Consider the following 24578-nt stretch of genomic DNA (forward strand, 5'->3'; position numbering starts at 1 on the left):
GTGCGCCGCGTAACCTATTCAGAAGCCGATGTAAAACCGTATTCTTCAAGTTCTTCCGGCAGCAGCACATAGATCTGATCCGGTGGCGTGGACAGTGCGTGCTGCATCACCAGCGGGTCGATTCCCATCTCGTCCAGGTAGGTCATGACCTCGCCCTGGCCGCGCTGGATATCCTCGACCGCGAAGGCGGCGGGCAGGAAGGTGTTTTCGCCGAAATAGTGTTGGTGGACGCCGACAGAGGCGTCCGGGTCGATGTCGCGGCTTGCCCCTGCCGCCAGCAGGTAGGGGCAGGCGGAATAACAGAATTCGCCCGACAACATCTGTGTGGTGATACCTTGGGCGCGGATGTGACGCCCGAGTGCGAGCGCATCCTGCACCGAACCGCCGGGCGACTGCAGGATCAGGGTTTCGGGAGCCGGGTCGGCCTGATCCATCAGGTCCGCCAACCGTTCGGCGTCGCCTGCGCGAATGCCCCCTTCGAGCCGGTAGGTGCTGGCATCTGTTTGCGTCAGGACCAGCCGGTCGGGCAATTCGCCGGGGTCGCGGGCTGGCTGCACCACGGGGCGGTCGCGGTCGGGGCGAAAGGTGCGGCGCTGATCGCCCGGGCGCACGGGTTCTGTCAGGCGCGGGGCGTCCGGGCCAAAGCTGGGCAGGCGCAGGCCTTGCATGTCGCCAAGGATCAGCAAGCCGCCGATCCCCAGTTGGAAGATCAGCACGCCCATGAGGATGCGCGCGACAGGGCCGCGACGCGGGGTCGGCGTCTCGCTCATTCAGCGGCCTGTTTGGGCGTTGGCAGCGGTTTGGGGGCGGTGAGCGCGTCATGGTCCTGCATGGCGGTTTCCACGTCCTTGACGGCGGCAAGGGCGGCGCGCAGCTCGGCCAGGGTCAACGTGTCTTCGACCGCTGCGCCTTCGCGCCCGCCCCGGATGGCCGATTGCGTGATGGCGAGGATGAAGACGAGGACGGCAGGCAGCAGATCAATCGCGATGGCGCCCGCCCAGGACGGGACAAAGTTGCGCGCATAAAGGATCACGGCATCGGCGGAGGAAATGGGCGTGTAGGTCACGTCGAGCGCCGGTTGCAGGGCCTGCACGTCTTGCGCGGCGCGTTCGAGCGTGGCGGCGCGCTGTTGCAGCACCTCGAGCACGGAGGTGATGGTGGCGGCCTGGTCGACGCGCCCGGCCTCGGTCTGGCTGTCGAGTTCCGGCAGCACGACAGAGGCGGCGAGGTCTTGTGCCGCCCGCTCGACAAGGGGGGCGACGGAGAGTTGCCGGATCTGGGTGATCAGACCGGCCAGCCGCACGGCCTGTTCGGAAAATTCGACGCTGCGCGCCTCGACCGGGCCGGGTTCGACCGTGAGCGCGCGCATGCGGCTGAGGATGGCGTTGCCCTCGGCGAACGCGGCCTCGACCAGCGGGGTCTGGGTGCTGATCTGACCCTCGAGGCCCGAGAGTTCTGCCGCCTTTTGGCGCAGCACGCGAAAGACGGCGCCGCGCCCGGCAAGGCCCGAGAGAGCGCCTGCGGCCTCTTGTTCGGAGAGATCCTCGAACGACTGGCGCACGCGGGCCACGTCGCGTTCCAGCGACTGACCCGTGAGGGCAACCTCATGCGCGCGTTCGAGGCTGTTCTGATAGTCCTGCACCGTCTTGGCAAGGTGCTGTTCGACGGCGGCCGATCCGGCCAGCGCGGCGGCGTTGAGCCAGGAGGACATCGCAACGATGGCCAGCGATCCGGCCCCCATGGCCATGATCAGCCCGATCCGCGCCTGCGCCGAGCGCACCGCCGGAAACAGGCGCATCATGTAGGACCAGAAGACAAAGATGCCGACAGACACGGCCACCGAGTACGCAATCGCGGCAAAGACAGACATCGCCCCGTTTTCATCGAGCAGGGAGGACACGCCGAGATAGGTGTAGATGCCCGACGCCGTGGCCAGAACCCCCAAGGCGGTGCCCGAAAACGTATCGAGCCAGCCCAGATGCCCCTCAAGCTCGCGGGCGTAGCGCACACCGCGGGCTTGCGCGTCGCTCAGGCGGGTGTCGTTGGTCATGTCGGTCCCCCGTTTGGATGGCGTTAACCTATGCGCGCAGGCCTATAACGCCAAGGGGCGCGGGGGGCTTGCGTTTGTTCATCTTTTGTTCATATTCTGCACTCATGCAAACCGCACCTGATCCGACCACGCTGATGCCCGGCCAATTGCTGGCGCGCGGTGTGGCGCGCCACCTCGCGAGTCTCGGCATGGTCACGGTCGAGGAACTGGTGCCGACGCGCGGGCTGCGCGTGGATGTGATGGCGCTGAGCCCGAAGGGCGAGATTTGGGTGATCGAGTGCAAGTCGAGCCGCGCGGATTTCATGTCGGACGGTAAGTGGGCGGGCTACCTTGAGTGGTGCGACCGGTTTTTCTGGGCGGTGGATGGCGATTTTCCCGTCGATCTGCTGCCCGAGGACAGCGGGTTGATCATTGCGGATGCCTATGACGCCGAGATCATCCGCATGGGCCCCGAGGACAAGCTGGCCCCGGCCCGGCGCAAGGTGATGGTGCAGACCTTTGCCACCCACGCGGCGCGCCGCTTGCATTGCTTGCGCGATCCGGGTGCCGGGCTGGGCTGGTAGGCCGAGATATCTGCGGTCTGACCTAGCGTTTCATCGCGCCTGCGGCTTTGGCGGCAGCGCGGATTTCATCGGCAATTTCCTCGGCCTCTTCGGGGTCGAAATCCATAGGGATTTCAACGCCTTTGGCTTCGATGTAGATGCGGACCATGCCCTGATCGGTGGGTCCGATCTGGAGGTTGGCTTCGATGTCGCGTTCGCTGTTGATACCCATGGGTCGCCTCCGGCTGCGTTGCGCAGTCTGCTAGCCGCTGCGGGCTTGAAAGGCAAGGCAAAGGGCTGCAAGGTGAGTGCCATGGACACTGTGAGCCTGCGCCAATTCCGCCCCGAAGACACCGATTGGCTGGTTGAACAGCACGGTGTTCAATACGCACGCGACGAAGGGTTTGACGATACGTTCGGCCCGCTGGTGCGCGATATTCTCGAGGCATTCAACGCCGATCATGATCCGGCCTGCGAGCGGGGCTGGATTGCGGAGCGGGCGGGGCAGCGGCTGGGCTCGATCTTTTGTGTTCGGCTGGACGAGAGCACGGCCAAGTTGCGCCTTTTCCTGTTGGTGCCGGAGGCGCGGGGGCAGGGTGCGGGGCGCATGCTGCTGGAGCGATGCATGGGATTTGCGCGGGATGCGGGCTATGTCGGCATGCAGCTGTGGACCCATGAAAGCCACCGCGCGGCCTGTGCCCTTTATGCGCGCACCGGTTGGACCCTGACGGCGTATGAGCCAGTGCATTCCTTTGGGCAGGATTTGGTGGAGCAGACCTGGGTTTATCGGTTCTGACGGTCTTGCAATCGGCGCACGTGGAGAGTATTTGCATCGCCAGTGCCGCCTTAGCTCAGTAGGTTAGAGCGCCTGATTGTGGATCAGGAGGTCCCCCGTTCGAGCCGGGGAGGTGGTACCACCCTTCATCATGGATGTGTTTTGGATGGCCGGCGCGTGCACTGTTTTGCGCCTGACCGGCGCAAAAGGCGCCCACCCGCCGACCCTTAGTCCAGCGTAATCGTTTGCCGCAGCGTGCCTGTGACCTGATCAAAGATCAGGATTTCGTCGTTTTCCGTGACGACACCGAACCAGTCGGACCCGATGGTAAAGGCGGTCGCCGTCGCCCCATCGGGCAGCGTGACCTGTTCGGGCAGGGGCAGCGGAGCCGGGTCCCCATTCAGGCGGATGACAAGCAGGGCGATCACCGTTAGAACGCCGAAAATCATGATGGCGGTCAACACCGTCACCAACCGGCGCAGGAACCGCAGGTTTGCCGGTTCGATAGGGGTGTCTATGTCGTCCAACCGTTTGTCCTTTGTCATTGGCGCCGCGCCGCCGTCCCGTCTTGATAAGGCGATCGCGCGGGACGTGCCAGAGGGCGCGGCGCTGTCGCGCACCCGCCTGGCCCGTCTGATTGCGGATGGTGCCGTGTCGGTGGACGGTGTTGTGGCGACCGATCCCAAGGCCAAGGTGCAGACCGGCGCGGTGATCGAGGTTGCGGTGGCCGAGGCCGAAGAGAGCCATATCCTGCCCGAAGACATCCCGCTGGACGTGGTGTTCGAGGACGCCGATCTGATCGTGGTCAACAAGCCTGCGGACATGGTGGTGCATCCCGCACCCGGATCGCCCTCGGGCACGTTGGTGAATGCGCTGATGCATCATTGCGGTGACGACCTGTCGGGTGTGGGGGGCATGAAGCGCCCCGGTATCGTGCATCGCATCGACAAGGACACCAGCGGTTTGCTGGTCGTGGCCAAGTCGGACGTCGCCCACCATGGGCTGGCCGCACAGTTTGCTGCCCACACGGTCGAGCGGTATTACCGCGCGCTGGTTTACGGCGTGCCCGATGCCAACGATCCGCGCCTGCGGGGCGTGAAGGGGACGAATTTCGAGCCGGGCAATGTGCTCAAGCTGACGACGCAGTTGGCGCGCCACAAGACCGACCGGCAGCGTCAGGCGGTGCTGTTTCACGGCGGGCGGCATGCGGTGACGCGCGCACGGGTCGTGGCGCGTTATGGCACGCCTGCGGTGTTGGCGCAGGTGGAATGCTGGCTGGAAACCGGGCGCACGCATCAGATTCGCGTGCATATGGCCCATGCGGGCCACGGGTTGGTGGGCGATCCGACCTATGGCGGGCGGCGCAAACTGGCGCGCGGTGCGCTGAGCGATGCGGCGGCTGCGGCGGTTGCAGGCTTTGATCGGCAGGCGCTTCATGCCGCCGTGTTGGGGTTTCAGCACCCTGTGACCGGCGAAAACATGCGCTTCGAGGCGCCGCTACCGGCGGATTTTGAAACACTTTTGGCTGTTTTGGGCTGATTTTCCCGGCTGCGCACGGTCGATTTGCCAATCTTTCACCGTCTCTTGAAACGAACAGCACATGCGCGTGAGTTCACAGTCTTGGGACTGCACATTCCTCGCCCCGCATGTCAAATTACACCCCGCGACGACACCAACCTCTTGAAGGAAGGCGATCGCCGTCCCATATGGAATGTTAAGCCTTTAAACATATAGAGTTTGAAGGGATCAAGGAGGGACATCATGGCCAATTACGCAAATCTGCCCGCACCCACACCGGAAGGCGGTCTGAACCGCTATATGCAGGAAATCCGCAAGTTCCCGCTGCTTGAGCCGGAACAGGAATACATGCTGGCCAAGCGCTGGGTCGAAGAGCAGGACACCGAAGCCGCGCACCAGATGGTCACCAGCCACCTGCGTCTGGCGGCCAAGATCGCCATGGGCTATCGCGGCTATGGGCTGCCCCAGGCCGAAGTGATTTCCGAGGCCAATGTGGGCCTGATGCAGGCCGTCAAACGGTTTGACCCGGAAAAGGGCTTCCGCCTCGCCACCTATGCGATGTGGTGGATTCGCGCCTCGATCCAGGAATATATCCTGCGTTCGTGGAGCCTGGTGAAACTGGGTACGACGTCCGCTCAGAAAAAGCTGTTTTTCAACCTGCGTAAGGCCAAGAACAAGATTGGTGCGCTGGAAGAGGGCGATCTGCGCCCGGAAAACGTGGCCCGTATCGCGACCGATCTGGGTGTGACCGAGGCCGAAGTCGTGTCGATGAACCGCCGCCTGTCGGGGGGCGATGCGTCGCTGAACGCGACCGTCGGGTCCGAAGGCGAAGGGACCATGCAGTGGCAAGACTGGCTTGAGGACGAGGATGCCGACCAGGCAGCAGATTACGAGGCGCGCGACGAGTTGGAAGTGCGCCGCGAGATGCTGTCGGAGGCGCTAGATGTGCTGAACGAGCGGGAAAAGGACATCCTGACCCAGCGCCGTCTAGCCGATCAGGTTGTCACGCTCGAGGATTTGTCGGCGCAATACGGTGTCAGCCGCGAGCGTATCCGCCAGATCGAGGTGCGCGCCTTTGAAAAGCTGCAAAAGAAGATGCGCGAGATTGCGAAAGCCAAGGGGCTGATGGCCACGGCCTGAGCTTGAAGCGCGAACATCACGAAAGCCCTGCTGTTTCGGCGGGGCTTTTTCATGTCCGCAAGTGACGTCAGGCGCGGTGTGGCAAAGGTGCTGACGGCAGATGACGCAGAATCTGCACCCTCTAAGTGACCGGCCGCAGACCTGCGCTTGTGGCCTGCTCAGGGCGCGCTATGGTAGCGCAAACGACAATGTGGGAGACGTGCAATGGCGGAACCGATGCGATGGGGTGTTCTGGGGGCCAGTGCATTTGCGCGGGCGGATATGGCGCCGGCCATTCATGCGGCCAAGGGCGCGGTGCTGGCAGCACTTGCCACCTCCAACCCGGCCAAGGCCGAGCCCTTTGCCGCCTTTGCGCCGGGCCTGAAGGTACATGACAGCTATGACGACCTGCTGGCCGATCCGGAGATTGACGCGGTCTATATCCCGCTGCCCAATCACCTGCATTTGGAATGGTCGCTCAAGGCCCTGGCGGCGGGCAAGCACGTGCTGTGCGAAAAGCCGATGGCGATGGCCGCAAGTGAGTATGCCCAATTGATCGAGGCGCGCACCGCCTCGGGGTGTTTCGCGACCGAAGCCTACATGATCGTCCACCACCCGCAGTGGCAACGCGCCAAGGCCCTGTATGAGGAGGGGGCAATTGGCCAACTTCTCCATGTCGAGGGATTGTTCGGCTATGACAATTCGGGCGATCCGGGCAATGTGCGCAACAAGCCGGACACGGGCGGGGGCGGCATTCCGGATATCGGGGTCTATACCTATGGCGCGACGCGCTGGCTGACGGGGCAGGAGCCTGTTGCGATCACCCATGCCGATGTCGATTTCGAAAACGGGGTTGATGTGCTGGCCCGCGTCTCGGCTTGCTTCCCGTCTTTCTCGGCGCATTGGGTCAATTCGATGCGGATGCATCCGGTGCAAGAGATGACATTTGTCGGCTCGGACGGCGTTTTGAAACTGACCGCCCCGTTCAACCCGGCGCGGTTCGCCACGGCGCGGCTTGAGTTGCACAGCAACGTGCATGGTCGCAACATGGGCGGCGCGAGTGTGACCGAAGAGCGGTTTCCCGGGGTGGATCACTATGTGTTGCAGGTCGAGGCCTTTGTCGCGCATGTGCAGGACGGCGCGCCCTATCCCTGGACGCTTGAGGATGCGCGCGGCACCCAAGAGGTGATCGACGCGGTGTTTGCAAAAGCAGCGGAGTAGCAGGCCATGGCAGGTGGATGGGCAAAGGACGGGGCGGTGTCAGACCAGATCGAGGCGTCGATTTCGGATGAACTGGCCCGGATGAAAGCACGGCGCGCGCCCGTGGGCGACAGCCTGACCCATTGCGCCGAATGCGAAGAGCCGATCCCCGAGGCCCGCCGCGCCGCCCTGCCTGGTGTCAAACTGTGTATTGACTGTGTGGAAGAGCGCGATGCCGCCTTCAAGACCCGCGGCGGGATCAATCGGCGGGGGTCCAAGGACAGTCAGTTGAAGTAAAGCCCGCTCGAACGGCGCCGGTCGCTGCGATGTGTCAGTCGACCTCGCCCAGAATACTGGCATCCACCCGGTCGATTTCAGCCTCGTACCACGCAATCGTGCCCTGCGGGTCGCGCGCGTAGGCGGCGGCAAAGGACGGTGGAGCCTCGGTCCTTTCATCATAGATCGTGGACCACACCATCATGCTGATCAGGGCGGGCAGGACATCCCGCGCCTTGCGTGTCGGGAAATAGCAGACTCTGCTGGCCTTGCGGGGATCGACCTGCCTGTCCAGCATCGCAGCAGCCTCGAGCCGCGACAAACGGTTCGCGAGGATATTCGTGGAAATCCCTTCGGGCGAGGCGAGGAAGTCGCTGTAGGTGCGTTTTCCGTGCAGCAGCACGTCTCTGAGGATCAGGAAACACCATTTGTCGCCGAACATGCCAGCGGCATAGCGGGTCGGACATCCATGCCATTCAAGGGTCTTGGTCATGCGCGAAACATAGGGTGCGGATGTTTGCCTTGCAATATGCAAGCAAAATCCGTAAGCAATATCCACTTGCAAAATAAAAGAGGAATCAGCACATGCCTTCTCCCTTCGTTTGGTTCGACAATGTCGGTGCACAGCGCTCTGCGACCACCGACTTTCTGCACAATGCTTTTGGCTGGGCGCCCCAGGACATCGGGCCGCTGACATTCCTGACGGCGGACGGGCAGGACAGGCCGTTTGCCGGGACAACCGACGCGATGGACGGTGTTGCGGGCTGGGTGCCATATCTTGAGGTCGAGGACCTGGCAGAGGCTGTTGCGAATGCGCGCGCGCATGGCGCGGACGTCATAGCGGAGAACCTGAAAGGGCCTGCTGGCGATGCCAGCTTTGTTCGTGATCCGGGCGGCGCGCCACTGGCCTTGTGGAAGCGCGCGGCTGGCATGTAGGGCCCGACATGTTGAAACGCTTGATCTCTGCGCTGTCCTACGTTGTCATCGTGTTTCCACTGGCCTTCCTGTGGCATCTCGGCCCGTTGAAGGACATGTATGCCGCATTCGGATACTTTTCCGGCGCGCCGAACATTGCCGCAGGGTTTGCATCCATCGTGATCCAGGGGGTGGCCCTTTCGGTGATCTACCCACTGTTTCACACGGGCGCGGCCGGGTTCGCCCGCGCCTTTCAGTTTGCGGGCCTCATGGGCCTGTTTTTCTGGACATCCCATGTTCTGGCGTTGGTCGCCAAGCAGAACGTGCCGGGCGCGGCTGCGTTCATCGCGCTGGAAACAGTGTACCTGGCGGTGCAGTTCGGCCTGTTCGCAGTGGCGCTGGGGCTGATCTATCGCCGCGCATAGCTGAGGCGCGCGCCTCAAGCGGTGCAGTCGCCGCTTGAGGCTGTCTTGCAAAGACAGGCGGGCCTCAGCCCTCCATCGCCTCCAGTTCGTCGATGAAGCCGGAAATCATGCTCAGCCCCTTGTCCCAGAACTTGGGATCCGAGGCATCGAGGCCGAAGGGCGCCAACAGCTCTTTGTGGTGCTTGGACCCACCGGCCTTGAGCATGTCGAAATACTTGTCCTCGAACCCGTCTGCCCCGTCGGCATAGACCGAGTAAAGCGCGTTCACGAGGCCGTCGCCAAAGGCATAGGCGTAAACGTAGAACGGCGAGTGGACGAAATGCGGGATGTAGGCCCAGAATGTCTCATATCCGTCCATGAATTCGAAGGCCGGGCCGAGGGATTCGGCCTGCACCGACATCCACAGTGCGTTGATGTCTTCGGGCGTCAGCTCTCCGCCCCGGCGCGCCTCGTGCAGTTTGCACTCAAAATCATAAAAGGCGATCTGACGCACGACCGTGTTGATCATATCCTCGACCTTGCCCGCCAGCATGACCTTGCGCTGGGCCGGGTTCTCGGCCCCGTCCAGCATCTTGCGGAAGGTCAGCATCTCGCCGAACACGGAGGCTGTTTCGGCCAGCGTGAGCGGGGTTGAGGACAGCATCTCGCCCTGACCGGCGGCCAGCAACTGGTGCACGCCGTGGCCGAGTTCGTGGGCCAGCGTCATCACATCGCGCGGTTTGCCGAGGTAGTTCAGCATCACGTATGGGTGCACGTCCGTCACCGTGGGATGGGCGAAGGCGCCCGGCGCCTTGCCCGGCTTCACGCCTGCATCGATCCAGCCGCGTTTGAAGAACGGCTGCGCCAGTTCGCCCATTCGGGGATCAAAGGCGTTGTAGGCGTCCATCACCGTCTTTTCGGCCTCGTGCCAATTGACGATACGCGGGTCTTCCATGGGCAAGGGCGCGTTGCGGTCCCAGACCTGCATCTTTTCCAGCCCCAGCCATTTGCGCTTGAGCTCGTAATAGCGGTGGCTGAGTTTGGGATAGGCGGCAACCACGGCATTGCGCAGCGCCTCGACCACCTCGGGTTCGACCTGGTTGGACAGGTGGCGTCCGGTCTGGGCCGTGGGCATGCCGCGCCAGCGGTCGATGATTTCCTTTTCCTTGCTCTGGGTGTTGTGCACACGGGCGAAGGTTTTGATGTTGCTGGAAAACACCTCGGCCAACTCGCGGGCCGCCGTCTCGCGCTTTTTCCGGTCGGGGTCGGTCAGCAGGTTCAGCGTGCCTTCGATGTTCAGCGGCTCGCCGTCGATCTGGAATTCGAGGCCTGCAATTGTCTCGTCAAACAACCGCTCCCACGCGTCGCCGACAACGCCGAGATCGTGCAGGAATTTCTCCAACTCGTCGCTCAACTGGTAGGGCTTCATCGCGCGGATGCGGTCGAACACGGGCTTGTAGCGCGCCAGATCGGCATTGGCGTCCATCGCGTTGCCAAGATGGTCATCCTCCAGCCGGTTCAGTTCGAGCGTGAAGAACACCAGCGGCGTGGTGAAGTTGGTGATCTTTTCCTGGCAATCGGACATGAACTTGGCCCGGTCCGCATCCGTGGTCAGCTGGTAATAGCGCAGCCCCGCAAAGGACATGACGCGCCCTGCGACCTGGTTGATGCGTTCCTGGCGTTGGATGCAGTCCAGCAGGCCCTTGGGGTCAAGCGTGTCCAGCTTGCCCTCGTAATCGGTCGCAAAGCTGGTGCAGGCCTGTTCCAGCCAGTCCAGATCGCGTTTGAGTTCTGGCGCGTCCTCGCCCGTGTAGAGGTCATCGAGATTCCATTCCGGCAGGTCGCCCAGTGGCTCTCCCTGGGCGGAGGCGTTGGCGTCGCGGACGGGGAAGGGCAGTTGGAACATGGATCACCTTTTGAATGCGTTGAGGCCATAGGTATGGGGCTGTGCGGGTGGGGGCAAGAGGGGCGATGCCGGTGCCCGGCGGCGATGTGTGGGAGGGCCAGCTCTCCAGACCCCACCCAGACCTCCAGCGGTATTTCCGGTCAGAAGAAGATCAGGGATCAAACAGGCGGTTGGGCGTGTCGACATGGATCTTTTGCCGTTCTTCGGGGCTGGTGAGCGATGACAGCTGGTCGGCCAGTGCGGCCGCGCGGGGCATCTGCGCGCCGTTCAGCATGATGTGCGGCCAGTCCGAGCCCCACAGGCAGTGATCGGAATTGGCATCGATCAAACCGCGCATCAGCGGCGCCACCCGAGCGATGTCGTCGCTCAGCCGGTAGGGGGCGGACAGTTTGATGTGGATATGCCCCTCTGCCAGCAGGGCGCAGAGCGTGTCGATGGCGGGCGTGTCCGTGGCAAGGTCGGTGGGCCAGCCGCAATGGTCGATCACCAGCGGCACGGGCAGGGCGCGGATATCGGCGGCAAGGCCTTCGATATGCCTGTCTGCATGCAGCAGCATCTGGATATGCATGCCGTGATCCGCGAGCGCGGGTGCCATCGCCTTGGCCCCGTCCCAAGTGAGGACACCGCCGTGCACATAGTTGAGCCGGACCGCCACGACGTTGTTGTCGGCGAAGTGTTTGACCGCCGCCGCATCGGCCCCATCGGGCAGGAGCCCGACCCCTTTGAACCCTGCCCCCATGGCCTGCACCGCCTCAAGCGTCACGGAATTGTCGGTGCCATAGAGGATCGAGTGCACGATCAGCCCCTTGCTGCACCCCAGCGCATCAAGATGCGCGCGGTAGAGCGCGAGCCAATCGTCGAAATCGTGCCCTGGCGCGGGGTTTTCCGCGCGGGTGGGCGACAGCGGGTGCTGCGGGCCGCCCAGCAGATGGACATGTGCGTCCCATGCGCCTGACGGCAGGGCCTCGGCGGGTGCAGTGGCGGGAAAGGGGGCTGGGCACTATCCATAGATCGCAAGCATCTCGTTCAAATCCTCAAGGCTGTTGGCCTCTTGCACCGGCTTGTCCTGCCGCCAGCGGGCCATCCGGGGAAAGCGCAAGGCGACCCCGGATTTGTGTCGGGGCGAGGCCTGAATGCCCTCGAACGCGATTTCGAACACGTGTTCGGGGGTCACCTGCCGCACCGGGCCAAAACGTTGCAGCGTGTTCTTTTTGACCCAGGCGGTGATCTGGCGGAATTCGGCATCCGTAAGGCCCGAATAGGCCTTGGTAAACGGCACAAGGTCATTGCCGTTCCACACCGCAAAGGTGAAGTCGGTGAACAGGTTGGCGCGTCGTCCGTGGCCGGATTGGGCATAGATCATCACGGCATCAATGGTCAGCGGGTCCAGCTTCCATTTCCACCAGCCCCCCTTCTTGCGCCCGGTGAGGTATGGGCTGGCGCGCCGTTTCAGCATCAGCCCCTCGGCCTGGCTGTCGCGGGCACCGGATCGCAGCGTGCCAAGCATGTCCCAACTGTCGAAAGGCACTGTTGGGGACAGTTTCACAGGGGCGTCTGTGGGCAGGGTTTTACAGAGTTCTTCAAGGGTTGCGCGCCGTTTCTCAAGCGGTTCTTGCCGGATATCAACCCCGTCCGATTCGAGCAGATCGTAGGCGTAAAGGATCACCGGCGCTTCGCTCAACAGCTTTTTGGGCACCGTCTTGCGCCCGATCCGCTTTTGCAGGGCGTTGAAGTTTTGCGGGGCGTCGTCGCCCCAGACCAGCAGCTCTCCGTCCAGCACCGTGCCATCGGGGATGAAGTCGCGCGCGCGGGCGAGTTCGGGAAAGCGGTCGGTCATTAACTCTTCGCCGCGCGACCAGACATAGTGCGCGCCGCCCCGGACAATCAGTTGCCCGCGGATGCCATCCCACTTCCACTCCGCTTGCCAATCCTTTGGATTATCGAGGTTTTCCGGATCTCCTTCGAGTGCGTAGGCCAGGTAGAAAGGATAGGGCCGCGCGGCGTTTGCCTCCGGATCGTCGTCTTCGATCAGCGCGGTCCAGGTGGTTGTCGCGGGGTCCCAGTCGCCCATCAGGCGGTGCGCCATCTCGGCCTCGTCCCGCCCGGTGGCGCGGGCCAGCGCGCGGGTCATCAGCTTTTGCGAGATGCCGATGCGAAACCCGCCCGTCAGCAGCTTGTTGAACAGGAAGCGCTGCGTGGGGTCGAGCGTGTTCCACGCCGCGAGCACGGCGTCCTTGCGCACGGATTCTTCCACATCAGAGAGGCCGCGCAACATGTTGATCCAATGCGACAAACCGTGATCCGATGTGCTGGCGGGCGGGGGAAGGACCAGGGCAATGGTCTCGGCCAGATCGCCGACGATCGGATAGGCTTCCTCGAACAGCCACAGGGGGATGTCGGCCAGTTCGGCGGCCCATTCACGCAGGCGCGTGGTGGTCACGGCCCGCTTGGGGCGGCGGCCCGAAAACAGGGCGATGGTCCAGATGCGGTCGGTTTCCGGGGCCGCTTCGAAATAGGCGGACAGGGCTGCGACCTTGGCCGTGGTCTTGGTCGACTGGTCGATGGCGGTGAACAGGGCGGCAAAGTCCTTCATGCCGCGTCCTCCGCCTCGTCCCCGCCAAATTCGGTTGGAACCACCTGCGCGGACCAGCCGGATTCGTTCAGGTAACGCGCAAAGATGTCCGTGTAACCATGCGTGACGTATATGTTTTCAGCGCCTGTGGCCTTGATTGCATCCAGCAGGCCGGTCCAGTCCGCGTGATCCGATATGACAAAGCCACGGTCGCCCGCACGGCGCCGCCGGATGCCGCGCACCGCCATCCAGCCGCTGGCAAAGGCGGTTTCCTGCGCCCCGAACTTGCGTGCCCAGGCGGAGCCGAGGGCGGAGGGCGGCGCCAGCACCAGCGCACCGGGGTGATCCTTGGGCACGAGGTCGGGCCCGGCCAATACCGTGTCGGGCAGCGCGATGCCTTGCGCGCGGATCACGGCATTGGTGTTCTCGACGGCGGTGTGGGTCAGGATGGGGCCAATATCGGGGTTCAGCATCGACAACAGGCGCTGCGCCTTGCCCAAGGCATAGGCCCCCAGAAACGCGGTCTTGCCCGCGGCCGCGCAGCCCGCCCACCAGGCGTTGATCTGTTCGGCCACAACGGCCTGATCCTGCCAGCGAAAGACGGGGAGACCAAAGGTGCTTTCGGTGATGAAGTGGTGGCATTTGACCGGCTCGAACGGGGTCGACAGCCCGTCATCGACCACCTTGTAGTCACCGGATGCGACCCAGACCTCGCCTGCGACCTCGACCCTGATCTGGGCCGAGCCGGGGACATGGCCCGCCGGGTGAAAGGACACGCGCGCGCCCCCGATCTGGCGGGTCTCGCCATAGGCGATGGTGTCCAGTGCAATGTCGCCCAGCCGGTGGCGGATCACGGGGGCCGCCATGTCGGTGGCGAGATACGCGCCCATGCCGGGGCGCGCGTGATCGGCGTGGCCGTGGGTGATCAGGGCGCGGGCCACAGGCCGCCAGGGGTCGATATAGAAATCGCCTGCGGGGCAATAAATGCCGGATGGGGTAAAGGTCAGCGCGCTCATGCAGGCGAACCTAGCATGCGGGCGCGATGATGCCAGAGAGTGTGTGCGCCTCAGGCGGCTGCGGCAAAGCCCTGGGCGATGGTGTCAAAGATGTCGGCGCGGGTCGTCTCGCCCTCCATCAGCACCTCATGCTCGCCGCCCTGCATCAGGTGCAGGGTGCCGTTTTGCCAGCTTTCCATGCGGCTTTCGATCCGACCGATATGCACGATGCGCTCGTTCGTGCCCAGAAACGTCTCGCACGGGACTGCGGGCGCAGGCATGCGCGCCAGGGCCAGCGTTTCGTCCAGCGCCTCGCGCAGCCAGACAAAGCTGGGGCCACCAAGCGCCAGTTCTGGATGCGCATTCAACTGCTTGCGCATCATGTCGTACATGTCGAAGTCCGAGGTCAGCAGATTGTCTTCGAACGGGGCGGTCAGCACATAGGAATCAAGGATTGTGCCGGGGGGCAGGCGGTGCCCCTGGCCGAGGGCAGGCATGACACGCCCCAAGGCCCACGCAACCGGGCGCAGATGCGGCGAGATGCGGATGCCCCACATCGGGCCGGTAAAGGCCGCCGCGGCCACATCCAGACCCTCATAGAGCGATCGCAGACCGATACAGCCGCCCATGGAATGGGCCAGCAGGTAGTAGGGCTGGGGCAGGTTCAGTTCGCGGGCGGCCTCAAGCGTGGCGGCGACATCCAGTTGATAGTCGGCAAAGATGTCCACATGGCCGATGCGCGCATCATCCAGCAGACGGTCGGCCAGCCCCTGACCGCGCCAGTCCACCACGAGGCTTGCATAGCCGCGCGCGGCCAGATCGGCCGCAGCAGGCGCATATTTCTCGATGTATTCGGTGCGCCCCGGGAACAGCAGGACCGTGCCCTTGGTGGCGCCCGGTTCGAACACGCCAAGGCGTATCCGCACGCCGTCTGAAGCGTTGGTCCAATAGGCTGCCCCGTCCAGTGAAACGGGGCTCACATCGGTAAAGAGAGGGGCAGCCGTCAGGGTCATCAGGCCAGAACGGATGCCAGTTTCATTGCCATGCCCATGTCGCCATCGACCTTGAGCTTGCCCGTCATGAAGGCCGATGTCGGGTTCGTCTCGCCCGACAGGATCGCCTTGAACGTGTCGACATCTGCCGACAGGGTCACATCCGCACCCTCATCCGCAGCGCGCGCGCCGGTGGAATCCATCATCACGGCACCTTCGCCTTCGATGTCGAATTTGGCAGTGCCGGAAAAATCAGCGCCAGCCAGCTTTTCGTTCAGCACGGCAACGGCTTCGTTCACGGTGTCACTCATCTTTGATGCCCTTTTTGGTCTGTGGCTTGGCCGAATATCTAGAATTTGCGGCTCGGCCTGTTACATTGACAAGTATGGGCACTCGTATCCGCAAACTCTACCCTGTCGTCACGGCACTTTTACTGACAGTAGGGAATTCCTTACCTGGACATGCACAATCCTCGGTCGAGGACATGTTGGGCGCATTGCGCAGCGCCGAAGCGGCAGAGGCCGCGCGTCTGACGCGCGAGATCGAGCGGCAGTGGTCGCAATCGGGCTCTACATCCCTTGATATGTTGCTGCGCCGGGGCCGCGAGGCGATGGAGCAGGAGCAGGTGGATGTCGCGATCGAGCATCTGACGGCCGTCACCGACCACGCCCCCGACTTTGCCGAAGGCTGGCATGCGCGTGCGACCGCCTATTACATGAAGGGCCTTTATGGCCCTGCGCTGGATGATTTGCAGCGCGCCCTGATTCTAAACCCCGACAATTACAACGCCATCTTTGGTCTCGGTGTCATGTTGCAGGAATTCGGCGACTTTATCCGGGCCCGCAAGGCGTTTGCGCAAGTCCTCGACTTGCATCCCAACCACGAAAACGCCACCAAGGCGCTGGAGCAGCTGAAAGCCAAGGGCATCGGCCGCGAGCTCTGAGTAATCCGGGGGATAGCCCATGTCGGGCGACGCGCGGGTGGTGGCCGTTCTCGGCCCCACCAACACAGGCAAAACCACCTACGCAATAGAACGTATGCTGGGCCACCGCACAGGGGTGATCGGCCTGCCGCTGCGCCTGCTGGCGCGCGAGGTCTATGACCGCATCGTCGCCTTGCGCGGCCCGTCGGTCGTGGCCCTTGTCACCGGCGAAGAACGGATCGTGCCGCCGCGCACGCAGTACTGGGTCTGCACGGTCGAGGCGATGCCCGAAGGCATGGGCGTCGATTTCCTAGCCGTGGACGAAATCCAGCTCTGCGCCGACCCCGAGCGGGGCCATGTGTTCACCGACCGCCTGCTGCGTGCCCGTGGCCTGCACGAAACGCTGTTTCTGGGGGCCGACACGATGCGCGGCCCTATCGGGGCGCTGGTGCCCGAGGCCACCTATATGCGCCGCGAGCGGATGTCGCAGCTGGTCTATTCGGGTCAGAAGAAGGTGTCGCGCATGCGACCCCGGTCGGCCATCGTCGGTTTTTCCGTCGACAACGTCTATGCCATTGCCGAACTGATCCGCCGACAAAAGGGCGGGGCGGCGGTGGTCATGGGCGCGCTGTCCCCACGCACCCGCAACGCGCAGGTGGACATGTACCAGAACGGCGAGGTTGATTTCCTTGTTGCGACGGATGCCATCGGCATGGGCCTGAACCTCGATATCGACCATGTCGCGTTTTCATCGCTGTCCAAGTTCGACGGGCGGCGGATGCGCCCGCTGGCCCCCAACGAACTGGCGCAGATCGCAGGGCGCGCGGGTCGGGGGCAAAAGGACGGGACCTTTGGTGTGACGGGGGACGTGCGTCCGCTGGAGGACGGTGTGGCGCAGGCGATCATGGATCACCGCTTTACCCCGCTGTCCAAGTTGCAATGGCGCAATCACGCGCTGCAATTCGGCACCATCGACGCCCTTGTGCGCAGCCTCGAGGCGCCGCCCGATCATGAGGTGCTGGTCAAGGCGCGCGAGGCGGACGACCTGCAAGCGCTCAAATCCCTCGCCGAAAGTGCCGAGGTTACGGCGCGCTGTACCAATGCGCCCTCGGTGCGCCTGCTGTGGGACGTCTGCCGCGTGCCCGATTTCCGAGGCATCAGCCATCAGGAACATTCCAGCCTTCTGGACGTTATCTTTCGATATCTGCACGAACGCGGCTCGATCCCCAACGACTGGATGGGCCGTCAGATCAAGCGGATCGACAGACAGGACGGCGATATCGACGCCATCAGCAAACGGTTGGCGTTTATCCGCACATGGACCTATGTCGCACAGCGCAAGGGCTGGGTGGATGACGAAAGCCATTGGCGCGGCGAGACCCGCCATGTAGAAGACCGCTTGTCAGACGCGTTACACGCGAAACTGACGCAAAGATTTGTAGACCGGCGCACATCCGTGTTGTTGCGCCGGCTAGGCCAGAAGGAGGCCATGGTGGCCGAAGTAAATGACGCAGGTGAAGTGACTGTCGAAGGCGAGTTCGTCGGCAAGTTGGACGGGTTCCGGTTCTCTCAGGACAAGGGGGCAGGGGCGGCCGAGGCCAAGACGATCAAGACGGCCGCGCTGCAGGCGCTCGCGCCGCATTTCCACCTGCGCGCGGATCGGTTCTATAACGCGCCTGACACCGAGATTGATTTTACCGAACAGGGGGGCCTCATGTGGGGCGCCTCTGCCGTTGGCAAGCTGGTGGCGGGGCAGGATCCGCTGAAACCGGGTGTCGATGTGTTCGTGGACGATGTGGCTGGCCCCGAGGTTGCGCAGAAAGTGCAGCGCCGCTTGCAGCATTTCATCGACCGCAAGGTCGCCGCCCTGTTCGAGCCGCTGGTCGCGATGCAGCGGGACGAGGCGCTGAGCGGTCTGGCCAAGGGCTTTGCCTTTCAGATGGTCGAGGCGATGGGCGTGCTGCCGCGCGCCTCGGTTGCTGATGATGTCAAGGCGCTGGATCAGGACGCGCGCGGTGCGCTGCGCAAGCACGGCATCCGGTTCGGCCAGTTCACCATCTTTATGCCGCTCCTGCTGAAACCCGCGCCGACACGGTTGCGCCTCGTGCTGTGGTCGCTGTCCAAAGGGTTGGCCGAATTCCCCGAATCCCCGCCCCCGGCCTCGTGACCATCCCGGCCATGACGGGTGGCCCCGATGGGGCGGACACCATGTCCGGTTACCGCAACGCAGGCGAACGGGCGATCCGCATCGACATGCTGGAACGTCTGGCCGACATGCTGCGGGCCGAGGATCTCGCGCGGCGGGTTCGAGGCCAAGGCCGATATGCTGTCGATCACGGGCATGACGCTGGAACAGTTTGCCGGGCTGATGGAAGGGCTTGGCTACAAGGCCGAAAAGGGCGAGCGCGAGAAGGTCAAGGCAACGGATGCGGTGGTGACGACGGATGCCACTGCGGATGCGACCGACACGCCCGTGATGGATGCCGCGCAGGCCGAGGTGCCGACGGCTGCAACGGAAACGCCCGCTGCGGCAGACGTTCCGGCAGGGACCGAGGACATCGCGGATGCAGGCCAGGCGCCTGTCATCGCCGAAGCGGCAGAGACGCCGGAGGTGGCCGCCGCCATCCCCGAAACCAGCGATGCCGAAACAGAAACCGGCACCGCCCCGGACGACGCCGTCGCAGGCCCGGAAACCGAAGTCTTCTACACCTTCACATGGGGGCGCAGCGCCAACACGCGGCGTCCACAGCAGGGTGGCAAACCCCGTGGCAAACAGGGCGCGCCGGGTGGCAAACCCAAGGGCAAGGGCAAAGGCCCGCGCCGTGACGGCGGCGGCGGCAACAAGTCCCAGAACTTCTCGGCCCGCCCGCCCAAGAAGGAAAAGGCCATCGACCCCGACAACCCCTTTGCTGCAGCCCTCATGGGGTTGAAGGACAGCAAATAAGTGGCGGAGGACGCGGGCAAACTGCGGCTCGACAAGTGGCTGTGGTTTGCGCGCTTTTTCAAGACACGGTCGCTTGCCGCGACACGGGTTGCGGCCGGGGATGTCCGGGTGAACGGCGAACGGGTGACCAAGCGGGCCACGACCATCAGCGCAGGTGATGTGCTGACCTTTTCACAAGGGCGTGTGGTGCGCATTGTCGAGGTGGTTGCCGTGGGCACACGGCGCGGTCCGGCCCCCGAGGCGCAGGCACTTTATACCGATATGTCCCCGCCACCGCCGCCAAAAGAAACGCCCGTTCCGGATAATCCGAAGTTTGAAGGAAAAGGACGTCCCACCAAACGAGACAGGCGGCAGGGCGATCTTTCCCGCGCCCGCCATCTTGAATGATACGTCACACTCATTTACCTAAACCGCTGAACCTGAGCACACGAGCGCCCGCATGACCTACATCGTCAACGATTCCTGCATCGCCTGCAAATACACCGACTGCGTCGAAGTCTGTCCAGTGGACTGCTTTTACGAAGGCGAAAACATGCTGGTGATCCATCCTGACGAGTGTATCGACTGCGGCGTGTGCGAACCCGAGTGCCCCGCCGATGCCATCCGCCCCGATACCGAGCCGGACATGGAAAAATGGGTGGAGTTCAATCGGAAGTATTCCGAGATGTGGCCCGTCATCATCACCAAGAAAGACCCGCTGCCCACGGCAGAGGAGATGGATGGCAAAGAGGGCAAGATGGAGCTGTTCTCGGAAGCGCCCGGCGAGGGCGGCTGAGAAGCGAATCGCTTTTTGACGCTGCAACGCGGCGTTCGGGGGGCGATAAATCGAGACGTAATGGCTTGATAATTCACGGGGATTCGAAAGTTTCCCTTAGGTCAGCTTTCGAATCCCGGTTTTTTGTGATATGTTGATGAAACAACTGACATACGGATGCTGACCCGTCCCGCCTCTGCACTTGGCGGGCACCTGAAATCTTTGACACCAACCGCAGCTAGACGTGGCATCGCGTGCCCCGCCTGATGCGGTTTTGACTGTCAAATAGGCTGGCACGCGGCGTGTCTCATGAGGATCAAGAATGACAAAATCAAAGAAACTCGACTTTCGCCCCAACGAATTTGTGGTCTACCCCGCGCATGGCGTGGGCCAGATCATCTCGATCGAGAGCCAGGAAGTGGCCGGAATTTCGCTGGAGCTGTTCGTGATCTCGTTCGAAAAGGACAAGATGACGCTGCGCGTGCCCACCAACAAGGCCACCGATATTGGCATGCGCGCCCTGTCGAGCCCCGATGTGATTGCCCATGCGATGAAGACGCTCAAGGGCAAGGCCAAGGTCAAACGCGCGATGTGGTCGCGCCGGGCGCAGGAATACGAGCAGAAGATCAACTCGGGCGACCTGATCGCCATCGCCGAAGTGGTGCGCGATCTGCACCGCACAGACGATCAGCGCGAGCAGAGCTATTCGGAGCGTCAGCTGTATGAAGCGGCCCTTGAGCGTCTGACGCGCGAAGTGGCCGCCGTATCCGGCGGTGACGAGATCGCAGCGGCCAAGGAAGTGGGCGACGTGCTGACAAGCCGCGTTGCTGCGTAAAGCTGAAAGCGTAAGCTGTTGAAATCAGACGTGTCCCTGCGGGGGCACGTTTTTTTATTGCGCGGCGACGAGTGTCAGCAGCACCGCGATTTCCGTGGTGATCTGCACCGTCCCCAGGATGTCCCCAGTCTGCCCGCCGATCTTGGCCCGGGCCAGTGCGCCCACAGCCAGTGCCATGCCAGCGGCGACAAGCACCGCGACCAGCCCCGCCCCACCCGCACACAGCACGGCGAGGATCGTCGCGATCAGCCCCCCGCCACGACGCTGCCCACCGCAGGTGCGCCGACGCTGTGGGACAGGCCGGACATGCGTGCATGGGGCAGGGCCAGCATCAGCGGTGGCATCATCGCCCGCGACACCACGGCGGCGGTGATCAATCCGGTCCACGTGACCTCGGTCAGTCCCAGCCAGCGCAGTCCCATCACCACGATCAGCGCAAGCACGCCGTAAGCGCCCATCCGGCTGTCCTTCATGATCTCGAGGCGTCGGTCCCTGTCGTGGCCGCCCCAGAGCCCGTCGGCGGTGTCGGCCAACCCGTCTTCGTGCATGGCGCCGGTGAGCAGGACCAGAGTGGCGAGGCTGAGGCCCGCAACGATCATGGCGGGCAGTCCCAGCGCTGTTGCGACGGCGGCAATCCCGCACGCGATCAGCCCAACGACCAGACCGACCAGCGGGTAGGCCCAGACCGCGCGCGCGCCATGGGCAAAGGCGTGATCGGGCAGGGCGGGCAGGGGCAGGCGTGTCAGCAGCACAAGTGCTGCGGGAACGTCCCACAGGCGGGTGCGCAGACCCATGTCGGTTTCATTCTGTCCCATGTCCGGTCCTGACTTGCGGCTGAATTCGCAATGGGTAAAGAGCGTGTAAGCAACAGGCAAGGGGAACGCTATGAGCTTTGGGACATTGGATGCGCTGCGCGCGCTTATGGCGGAGATGCCCGGCCCTGACACCGCAGCGGCAGAGGGAGCGGCGGCGCGCAACGCGCAATTGACCAAGCCGCCCGGCGCGCTGGGCCGTCTGGAAGATCTGGCGCAGTGGTATGCAAGCTGGTGCGGCGATGCGCGCCCATCTCTGGAGGCCCCGCAGGTGATTGTCTTTGCGGGCAATCACGGGGTCGCGGCGCGTGGCGTGTCGGCCTTTCCCCCCGAAGTGACTGTGCAGATGGTGGCCAATTTCGAACATGGTGGTGCGGCGATCAACCAATTGGCCAAGGCCTTTGGCGCACGCATGGATGTTGTGGCGTTGGACCTTGAGACGCCGACGGCTGATTTTACTGCGGGCCCGGCCATGACGGAGGCCGAGGTGGTTGCCGCGCTGCGCGCCGGATGGGACGCTGTGGACGATGAGGCCGATCTGCTGGTGGTCGGCGAGATGGGGATTGGCAACACCACTTCGGCGGCGGCCATTGCGGCGCGTCTGTTTGGCGGGGACGCGGCAGACTGGACCGGGCGAGGCACGGGCGTCGAGGGCGCGGCCCTTGCCCTAAAGACGGACGTTGTTGCGGAGGGGCTGGCCCGTCATGCGGATGCGGGCGACGGGCTGGACGTGTTGATGCGTCTGGGCGGGCGCGAGTTGGCGGGCATGGCCGGGGCCATTGCGCGGGCGCGGTCCTTGCGCATACCGGTGCTCATGGATGGGTTCATCTGTACGGCCGCTGCTGCCTGTCTTGAGAAGACCCGAAGCGGGGCGCTGGATCATGTTCTGGCCGGGCATCAGAGCGCGGAAGGGGCCCATGGGCGGATGCTGGAGGCCCTTGGGAAAGAGCCGCTGTTGTCCCTTGGGCTGCGTCTGGGCGAGGGGTCTGGGGCGGCGCTGGCGATTGGCGTGCTGAAAGGGGCCATTGCCTGCCATTCCGGCATGGCGACCTTTGCCGAGGCCGGGGTGGCTGACGGCTGAGTTTTGAAACTGGACCGGTGGCTGGTCTGTTTTGCGCGCTGCGCAAAAGGCGCCCACCCACCGACCCACTTACGCCCGCTTGGGTTCGTCCTGACGCGCTGAGAGCGACGCTTCGAGTTCTTTTTCCAGGGCTTTGGCGCGGGCCACATAGGCGTCATTCTTGGAGGCGGGCACGTTCGGGTCCCAGACCTCGGCCAGTTGGCGCACGGCGTCGCGGTCATGGGAGTAGAACACGCGCTCGGCCTCGGCCGCTTCGTATTCGCTGAGGCCCAGGTTTTCGAGGGCGTAGCGCCCGGCGCGCAGCGAGCTGTCGAACATCTCCCGCACGATGTCATCGGCCCCGGCCTGGTAGAGCCGGTAGGTGTGCACCCGGTCATAGGCGCGTGCGATGATGTGCAGATCGGGGCGGGTTTTTCGGGCATAGGCCACGAGCCGCGTCGCGGTTTCCGGATCATCCAGCGCGACAACCAGCACCCGGGCTGTTTCCAGCCCGGCGGCGTGCAGGATATCGGGGCGGCTGGGATCGCCCAAAAACCCCTTGAACCCAAAGCGGCGCATCAGGGCGATGGTTTCCATGTCGTGATCCAGCACCACGGTGTTGAAGCCCGAGCCCTGCAACAGCCGGTTCACGATCTGTCCGAACCGGCCAATTCCGGCAATGATCACCGGGCCTTCGTCATCGATGTCGTCGGCCTCGACCTCGCCCACGGTTTCGGTCATGCGCCGGTTGATCATCTCGTAGACGATGAACAGAAGCGGCGTGATCAGCATGGTCAGCGCGATGACCAGCAGCAGCGTTTCGGCCACGCTGGTCGGGATCACGCCCTGACCCGTCGAAAAGGCGAGAAGCACGAAGCCGAACTCGCCCGCCTGCGCGAGGCCCAGCGTGAACAGCCAGCGGTCGCGCCCCCGGATATTGAAGGCGCGCGCAAGGCCATAAAGCACCAGACCCTTGATCGCGATCAGCAGGACAGCCATCGAGATCAGGGCGGGCCAGCCCTCGAACAGCAGCGTGAAGTTGATGCCCGCGCCGACCGTGATGAAGAACAGGCCCAAAAGCAGCCCCTTGAACGGTTGCAGGTCGGATTCCAACTCGTGCCGGAATTCGGAACTGGCCAGCACCACGCCGGCAAGGAAGGCGCCAAGGGCGGGCGACAGGCCCACAAGCATCATCAGGAATGAGATCGACACCACGATCAGCAGGGCGAGGGCGGTATACATCTCGGGCAGGTGCGCGGCGTGGATAAAGCGGAAGATCGGCCGCGTCAGGAACACACCTGCAAGGATGATTGCCGCCACTGCCCCGATGGTGACGAGGGTCACGCCCCATGCGGGCAGGCCGTCCACAAGGCTCATCCCCGCATGGCCGTAATCGCCCCCGTGCCCGTCGCCCAGTGCGCGCGCGATGGAGCCGTCGGATGAGATTTGCATCGGCAGCGTGACCACCAGCAGCGGCAGGAAGGCTAGGATCGGGATCACCGCGATATCCTGCGTCAGCAGGACGGAGAAGACCGAGCGCCCGCCGCTGGTCTGCATCAGCCCCTTTTCCGTCAGGGTTTGCAGCACGATTGCGGTGGAGGACAGCGCAAGCGTGAGGCCGATGGCAAGCGCCACGCCCCAGGGCTGGCCATAGGCCATGGCCACGCCCATCAGCGCAAGGGCCGAGAGCACCACCTGCAAGCCGCCAAGGCCCAGAAGCTTGGTCCGCATGTCCCAAAGCGCGCGCGGTTCCAGTTCCAGCCCGATCAGGAACAGCATCATCACCACGCCAAATTCGGCAAAGTGCTGGAGGTCTTCGGTTTCGGCCCCGACAAAGCCCAGCACGGGCCCGATCAGGATACCGGCGGCGAGGTAGCCGAGGACGGAGCCCAGCCCCAGACGGGCCGCGATGGGCACCGCAATGACGGCGGCGGCCAGGTAAATCGACGCCTGGTAAAGGAAACTTTCCATGTCACTCTCCGCTCTT

27 protein-coding genes, 1 tRNA gene and 1 pseudogene are annotated in these 24578 nt (G+C 63.7%); 15 read left to right on the forward strand and 14 right to left on the reverse strand.

What is annotated here, in order from left to right:
- Positions 1 to 14: 14 nt before the first annotated feature.
- Positions 15 to 770, reverse strand: coding sequence for a hypothetical protein (locus tag ACMHLQ_RS19725; protein ID WP_415402384.1), 756 nt, complete (start codon positions 768 to 770; stop codon positions 15 to 17).
- A complete protein-coding gene (locus tag ACMHLQ_RS19730; RefSeq protein WP_415402385.1) occupies positions 767 to 2050 on the reverse strand; it encodes a hypothetical protein in 1284 nt (427 codons plus the stop codon). Before ACMHLQ_RS19730 ends, ACMHLQ_RS19725 begins: the two co-directional genes overlap by 4 nt.
- Before the next feature lie 104 nt (positions 2051 to 2154).
- Between ACMHLQ_RS19730 and ACMHLQ_RS19735 the strand changes: the two genes are divergently transcribed.
- Positions 2155 to 2613, forward strand: a complete 459-nt coding sequence (locus ACMHLQ_RS19735; RefSeq protein WP_415402386.1) for an MmcB family DNA repair protein — start codon at positions 2155 to 2157, stop codon at positions 2611 to 2613.
- A gap of 22 nt (positions 2614 to 2635) precedes the next feature.
- Here ACMHLQ_RS19735 and ACMHLQ_RS19740 read toward each other — a convergent pair whose 3' ends face one another.
- The gene (locus ACMHLQ_RS19740) at positions 2636 to 2824 is read right to left on the reverse strand and encodes a DUF6324 family protein (protein WP_415402387.1); all 189 of its coding nucleotides are present in this window, start codon (positions 2822 to 2824) and stop codon (positions 2636 to 2638) included.
- Positions 2825 to 2905: 81 nt separating this feature from the next.
- On the opposite strand from ACMHLQ_RS19740, the gene ACMHLQ_RS19745 reads away from it, so the two are divergent.
- Positions 2906 to 3388 carry a GNAT family N-acetyltransferase gene (locus ACMHLQ_RS19745; RefSeq protein WP_415402388.1) on the forward strand — a complete coding sequence of 161 codons (483 nt, stop codon included), beginning with the start codon at positions 2906 to 2908 and terminating at the stop codon, positions 3386 to 3388.
- 44 nt (positions 3389 to 3432) lie between these two features.
- Positions 3433 to 3509, forward strand: a tRNA-His gene (locus ACMHLQ_RS19750).
- Positions 3510 to 3594: 85 nt separating this feature from the next.
- Here ACMHLQ_RS19750 and ACMHLQ_RS19755 read toward each other — a convergent pair.
- Positions 3595 to 3912: a DUF6476 family protein gene (locus ACMHLQ_RS19755; RefSeq protein WP_415402389.1), complete on the reverse strand. Its 318-nt coding sequence runs from the start codon at positions 3910 to 3912 to the stop codon at positions 3595 to 3597.
- Here ACMHLQ_RS19755 and ACMHLQ_RS19760 point away from each other — a divergent pair.
- The 4 genes from ACMHLQ_RS19760 to ACMHLQ_RS19775 all read left to right on the forward strand — a co-directional run bounded on the left by ACMHLQ_RS19760 (position 3884) and on the right by ACMHLQ_RS19775 (position 7501).
- A complete protein-coding gene (locus ACMHLQ_RS19760; protein ID WP_415402390.1) occupies positions 3884 to 4906 on the forward strand; it encodes an RluA family pseudouridine synthase in 1023 nt (340 codons plus the stop codon). The two genes, ACMHLQ_RS19755 and ACMHLQ_RS19760, sit on opposite strands and share 29 nt — an antisense overlap.
- 222 nt (positions 4907 to 5128) lie before the next feature.
- Positions 5129 to 6025 (forward strand): RNA polymerase sigma factor RpoH, encoded by an 897-nt coding sequence (gene rpoH, locus ACMHLQ_RS19765; RefSeq protein ID WP_415402391.1) that lies wholly within the window; start codon positions 5129 to 5131, stop codon positions 6023 to 6025.
- A gap of 204 nt (positions 6026 to 6229) precedes the next feature.
- Positions 6230 to 7225: a Gfo/Idh/MocA family protein gene (locus ACMHLQ_RS19770; protein ID WP_415402392.1), complete on the forward strand. Its 996-nt coding sequence runs from the start codon at positions 6230 to 6232 to the stop codon at positions 7223 to 7225.
- A gap of 6 nt (positions 7226 to 7231) precedes the next feature.
- Positions 7232 to 7501: a DksA/TraR family C4-type zinc finger protein gene (locus tag ACMHLQ_RS19775; RefSeq protein WP_415402393.1), complete on the forward strand. Its 270-nt coding sequence runs from the start codon at positions 7232 to 7234 to the stop codon at positions 7499 to 7501.
- Between the two features lie 34 nt (positions 7502 to 7535).
- Here ACMHLQ_RS19775 and ACMHLQ_RS19780 read toward each other — a convergent pair whose 3' ends face one another.
- Entirely contained in the window at positions 7536 to 7973 is a 438-nt protein-coding gene (locus tag ACMHLQ_RS19780; RefSeq protein WP_415402394.1) for a winged helix-turn-helix transcriptional regulator, read from the reverse strand.
- A gap of 92 nt (positions 7974 to 8065) precedes the next feature.
- Between ACMHLQ_RS19780 and ACMHLQ_RS19785 the strand changes: the two genes are divergently transcribed.
- Positions 8066 to 8416: a VOC family protein gene (locus tag ACMHLQ_RS19785; RefSeq protein WP_415402395.1), complete on the forward strand. Its 351-nt coding sequence runs from the start codon at positions 8066 to 8068 to the stop codon at positions 8414 to 8416.
- A gap of 8 nt (positions 8417 to 8424) precedes the next feature.
- Positions 8425 to 8820 carry a hypothetical protein gene (locus ACMHLQ_RS19790; protein WP_415402396.1) on the forward strand — a complete coding sequence of 132 codons (396 nt, stop codon included), beginning with the start codon at positions 8425 to 8427 and terminating at the stop codon, positions 8818 to 8820.
- Positions 8821 to 8884: 64 nt separating this feature from the next.
- On the opposite strand, the gene ACMHLQ_RS19795 is transcribed toward ACMHLQ_RS19790, so the two are convergent.
- The 6 genes from ACMHLQ_RS19795 to ACMHLQ_RS19820 all read right to left on the reverse strand — a co-directional run bounded on the left by ACMHLQ_RS19795 (position 8885) and on the right by ACMHLQ_RS19820 (position 15575).
- Entirely contained in the window at positions 8885 to 10705 is a 1821-nt protein-coding gene (locus ACMHLQ_RS19795) for a M3 family oligoendopeptidase (RefSeq protein ID WP_415402397.1), read from the reverse strand.
- Between the two features lie 151 nt (positions 10706 to 10856).
- The gene (locus tag ACMHLQ_RS19800) at positions 10857 to 11666 is read right to left on the reverse strand and encodes an amidohydrolase family protein (protein ID WP_415405322.1); all 810 of its coding nucleotides are present in this window, start codon (positions 11664 to 11666) and stop codon (positions 10857 to 10859) included.
- 39 nt (positions 11667 to 11705) lie between these two features.
- Complete coding sequence (locus tag ACMHLQ_RS19805; RefSeq protein WP_415402398.1) at positions 11706 to 13298, reverse strand: ATP-dependent DNA ligase; 1593 nt, start codon at positions 13296 to 13298, stop codon at positions 11706 to 11708.
- Positions 13295 to 14293, reverse strand: coding sequence for a ligase-associated DNA damage response exonuclease (locus ACMHLQ_RS19810; protein ID WP_415402399.1), 999 nt, complete (start codon positions 14291 to 14293; stop codon positions 13295 to 13297). Before ACMHLQ_RS19810 ends, ACMHLQ_RS19805 begins: the two co-directional genes overlap by 4 nt.
- A 50-nt stretch (positions 14294 to 14343) precedes the next feature.
- The gene (locus ACMHLQ_RS19815) at positions 14344 to 15285 is read right to left on the reverse strand and encodes an alpha/beta fold hydrolase (protein WP_415402400.1); all 942 of its coding nucleotides are present in this window, start codon (positions 15283 to 15285) and stop codon (positions 14344 to 14346) included.
- Positions 15285 to 15575 (reverse strand): SCP2 sterol-binding domain-containing protein, encoded by a 291-nt coding sequence (locus ACMHLQ_RS19820; RefSeq protein ID WP_415402401.1) that lies wholly within the window; start codon positions 15573 to 15575, stop codon positions 15285 to 15287. The genes ACMHLQ_RS19815 and ACMHLQ_RS19820 overlap by 1 nt, the downstream gene beginning before the upstream one ends.
- Before the next feature lie 74 nt (positions 15576 to 15649).
- Between ACMHLQ_RS19820 and ACMHLQ_RS19825 the strand changes: the two genes are divergently transcribed.
- The 5 genes and pseudogenes from ACMHLQ_RS19825 to ACMHLQ_RS19845 all read left to right on the forward strand — a co-directional run bounded on the left by ACMHLQ_RS19825 (position 15650) and on the right by ACMHLQ_RS19845 (position 20719).
- Positions 15650 to 16207 (forward strand): tetratricopeptide repeat protein, encoded by a 558-nt coding sequence (locus ACMHLQ_RS19825; protein ID WP_415402402.1) that lies wholly within the window; start codon positions 15650 to 15652, stop codon positions 16205 to 16207.
- 19 nt (positions 16208 to 16226) lie between these two features.
- Positions 16227 to 19130 (forward strand): annotated as a pseudogene (locus ACMHLQ_RS19830) (helicase-related protein).
- Positions 19131 to 19517, forward strand: a complete 387-nt coding sequence (locus ACMHLQ_RS19835) for an RNA-binding S4 domain-containing protein (protein WP_415402403.1) — start codon at positions 19131 to 19133, stop codon at positions 19515 to 19517.
- A 52-nt stretch (positions 19518 to 19569) separates the two neighbouring features.
- On the forward strand, positions 19570 to 19905 hold the full coding sequence (gene fdxA, locus ACMHLQ_RS19840) for a ferredoxin FdxA (RefSeq protein ID WP_339952852.1): 336 nt from the start codon (positions 19570 to 19572) through the stop codon (positions 19903 to 19905).
- A 301-nt stretch (positions 19906 to 20206) separates the two neighbouring features.
- Entirely contained in the window at positions 20207 to 20719 is a 513-nt protein-coding gene (locus ACMHLQ_RS19845) for a CarD family transcriptional regulator (RefSeq protein WP_415402404.1), read from the forward strand.
- Positions 20720 to 20773: 54 nt separating this feature from the next.
- On the opposite strand, the gene ACMHLQ_RS19850 is transcribed toward ACMHLQ_RS19845, so the two are convergent.
- Both ACMHLQ_RS19850 and ACMHLQ_RS19855 read right to left on the reverse strand, forming a co-directional pair.
- Positions 20774 to 20947 (reverse strand): adenosylcobinamide-GDP ribazoletransferase, encoded by a 174-nt coding sequence (locus ACMHLQ_RS19850; RefSeq protein WP_415402405.1) that lies wholly within the window; start codon positions 20945 to 20947, stop codon positions 20774 to 20776.
- 17 nt (positions 20948 to 20964) lie between these two features.
- Positions 20965 to 21534, reverse strand: coding sequence for an adenosylcobinamide-GDP ribazoletransferase (locus tag ACMHLQ_RS19855; RefSeq protein WP_415402406.1), 570 nt, complete (start codon positions 21532 to 21534; stop codon positions 20965 to 20967).
- A 70-nt stretch (positions 21535 to 21604) separates the two neighbouring features.
- Between ACMHLQ_RS19855 and cobT the strand changes: the two genes are divergently transcribed.
- Positions 21605 to 22612: a nicotinate-nucleotide--dimethylbenzimidazole phosphoribosyltransferase gene (cobT, locus tag ACMHLQ_RS19860; RefSeq protein ID WP_415402407.1), complete on the forward strand. Its 1008-nt coding sequence runs from the start codon at positions 21605 to 21607 to the stop codon at positions 22610 to 22612.
- 69 nt (positions 22613 to 22681) lie between these two features.
- Here the strand turns inward: cobT and ACMHLQ_RS19865 are convergent, their stop codons facing one another.
- Positions 22682 to 24562: a cation:proton antiporter gene (locus ACMHLQ_RS19865; protein ID WP_415402408.1), complete on the reverse strand. Its 1881-nt coding sequence runs from the start codon at positions 24560 to 24562 to the stop codon at positions 22682 to 22684.
- Positions 24563 to 24578 lie beyond the last annotated feature (16 nt).

The sequence above is a fragment of the Tateyamaria algicola genome (assembly GCF_047715485.1).
In the GTDB taxonomy this organism is placed as follows: domain Bacteria; phylum Pseudomonadota; class Alphaproteobacteria; order Rhodobacterales; family Rhodobacteraceae; genus Tateyamaria.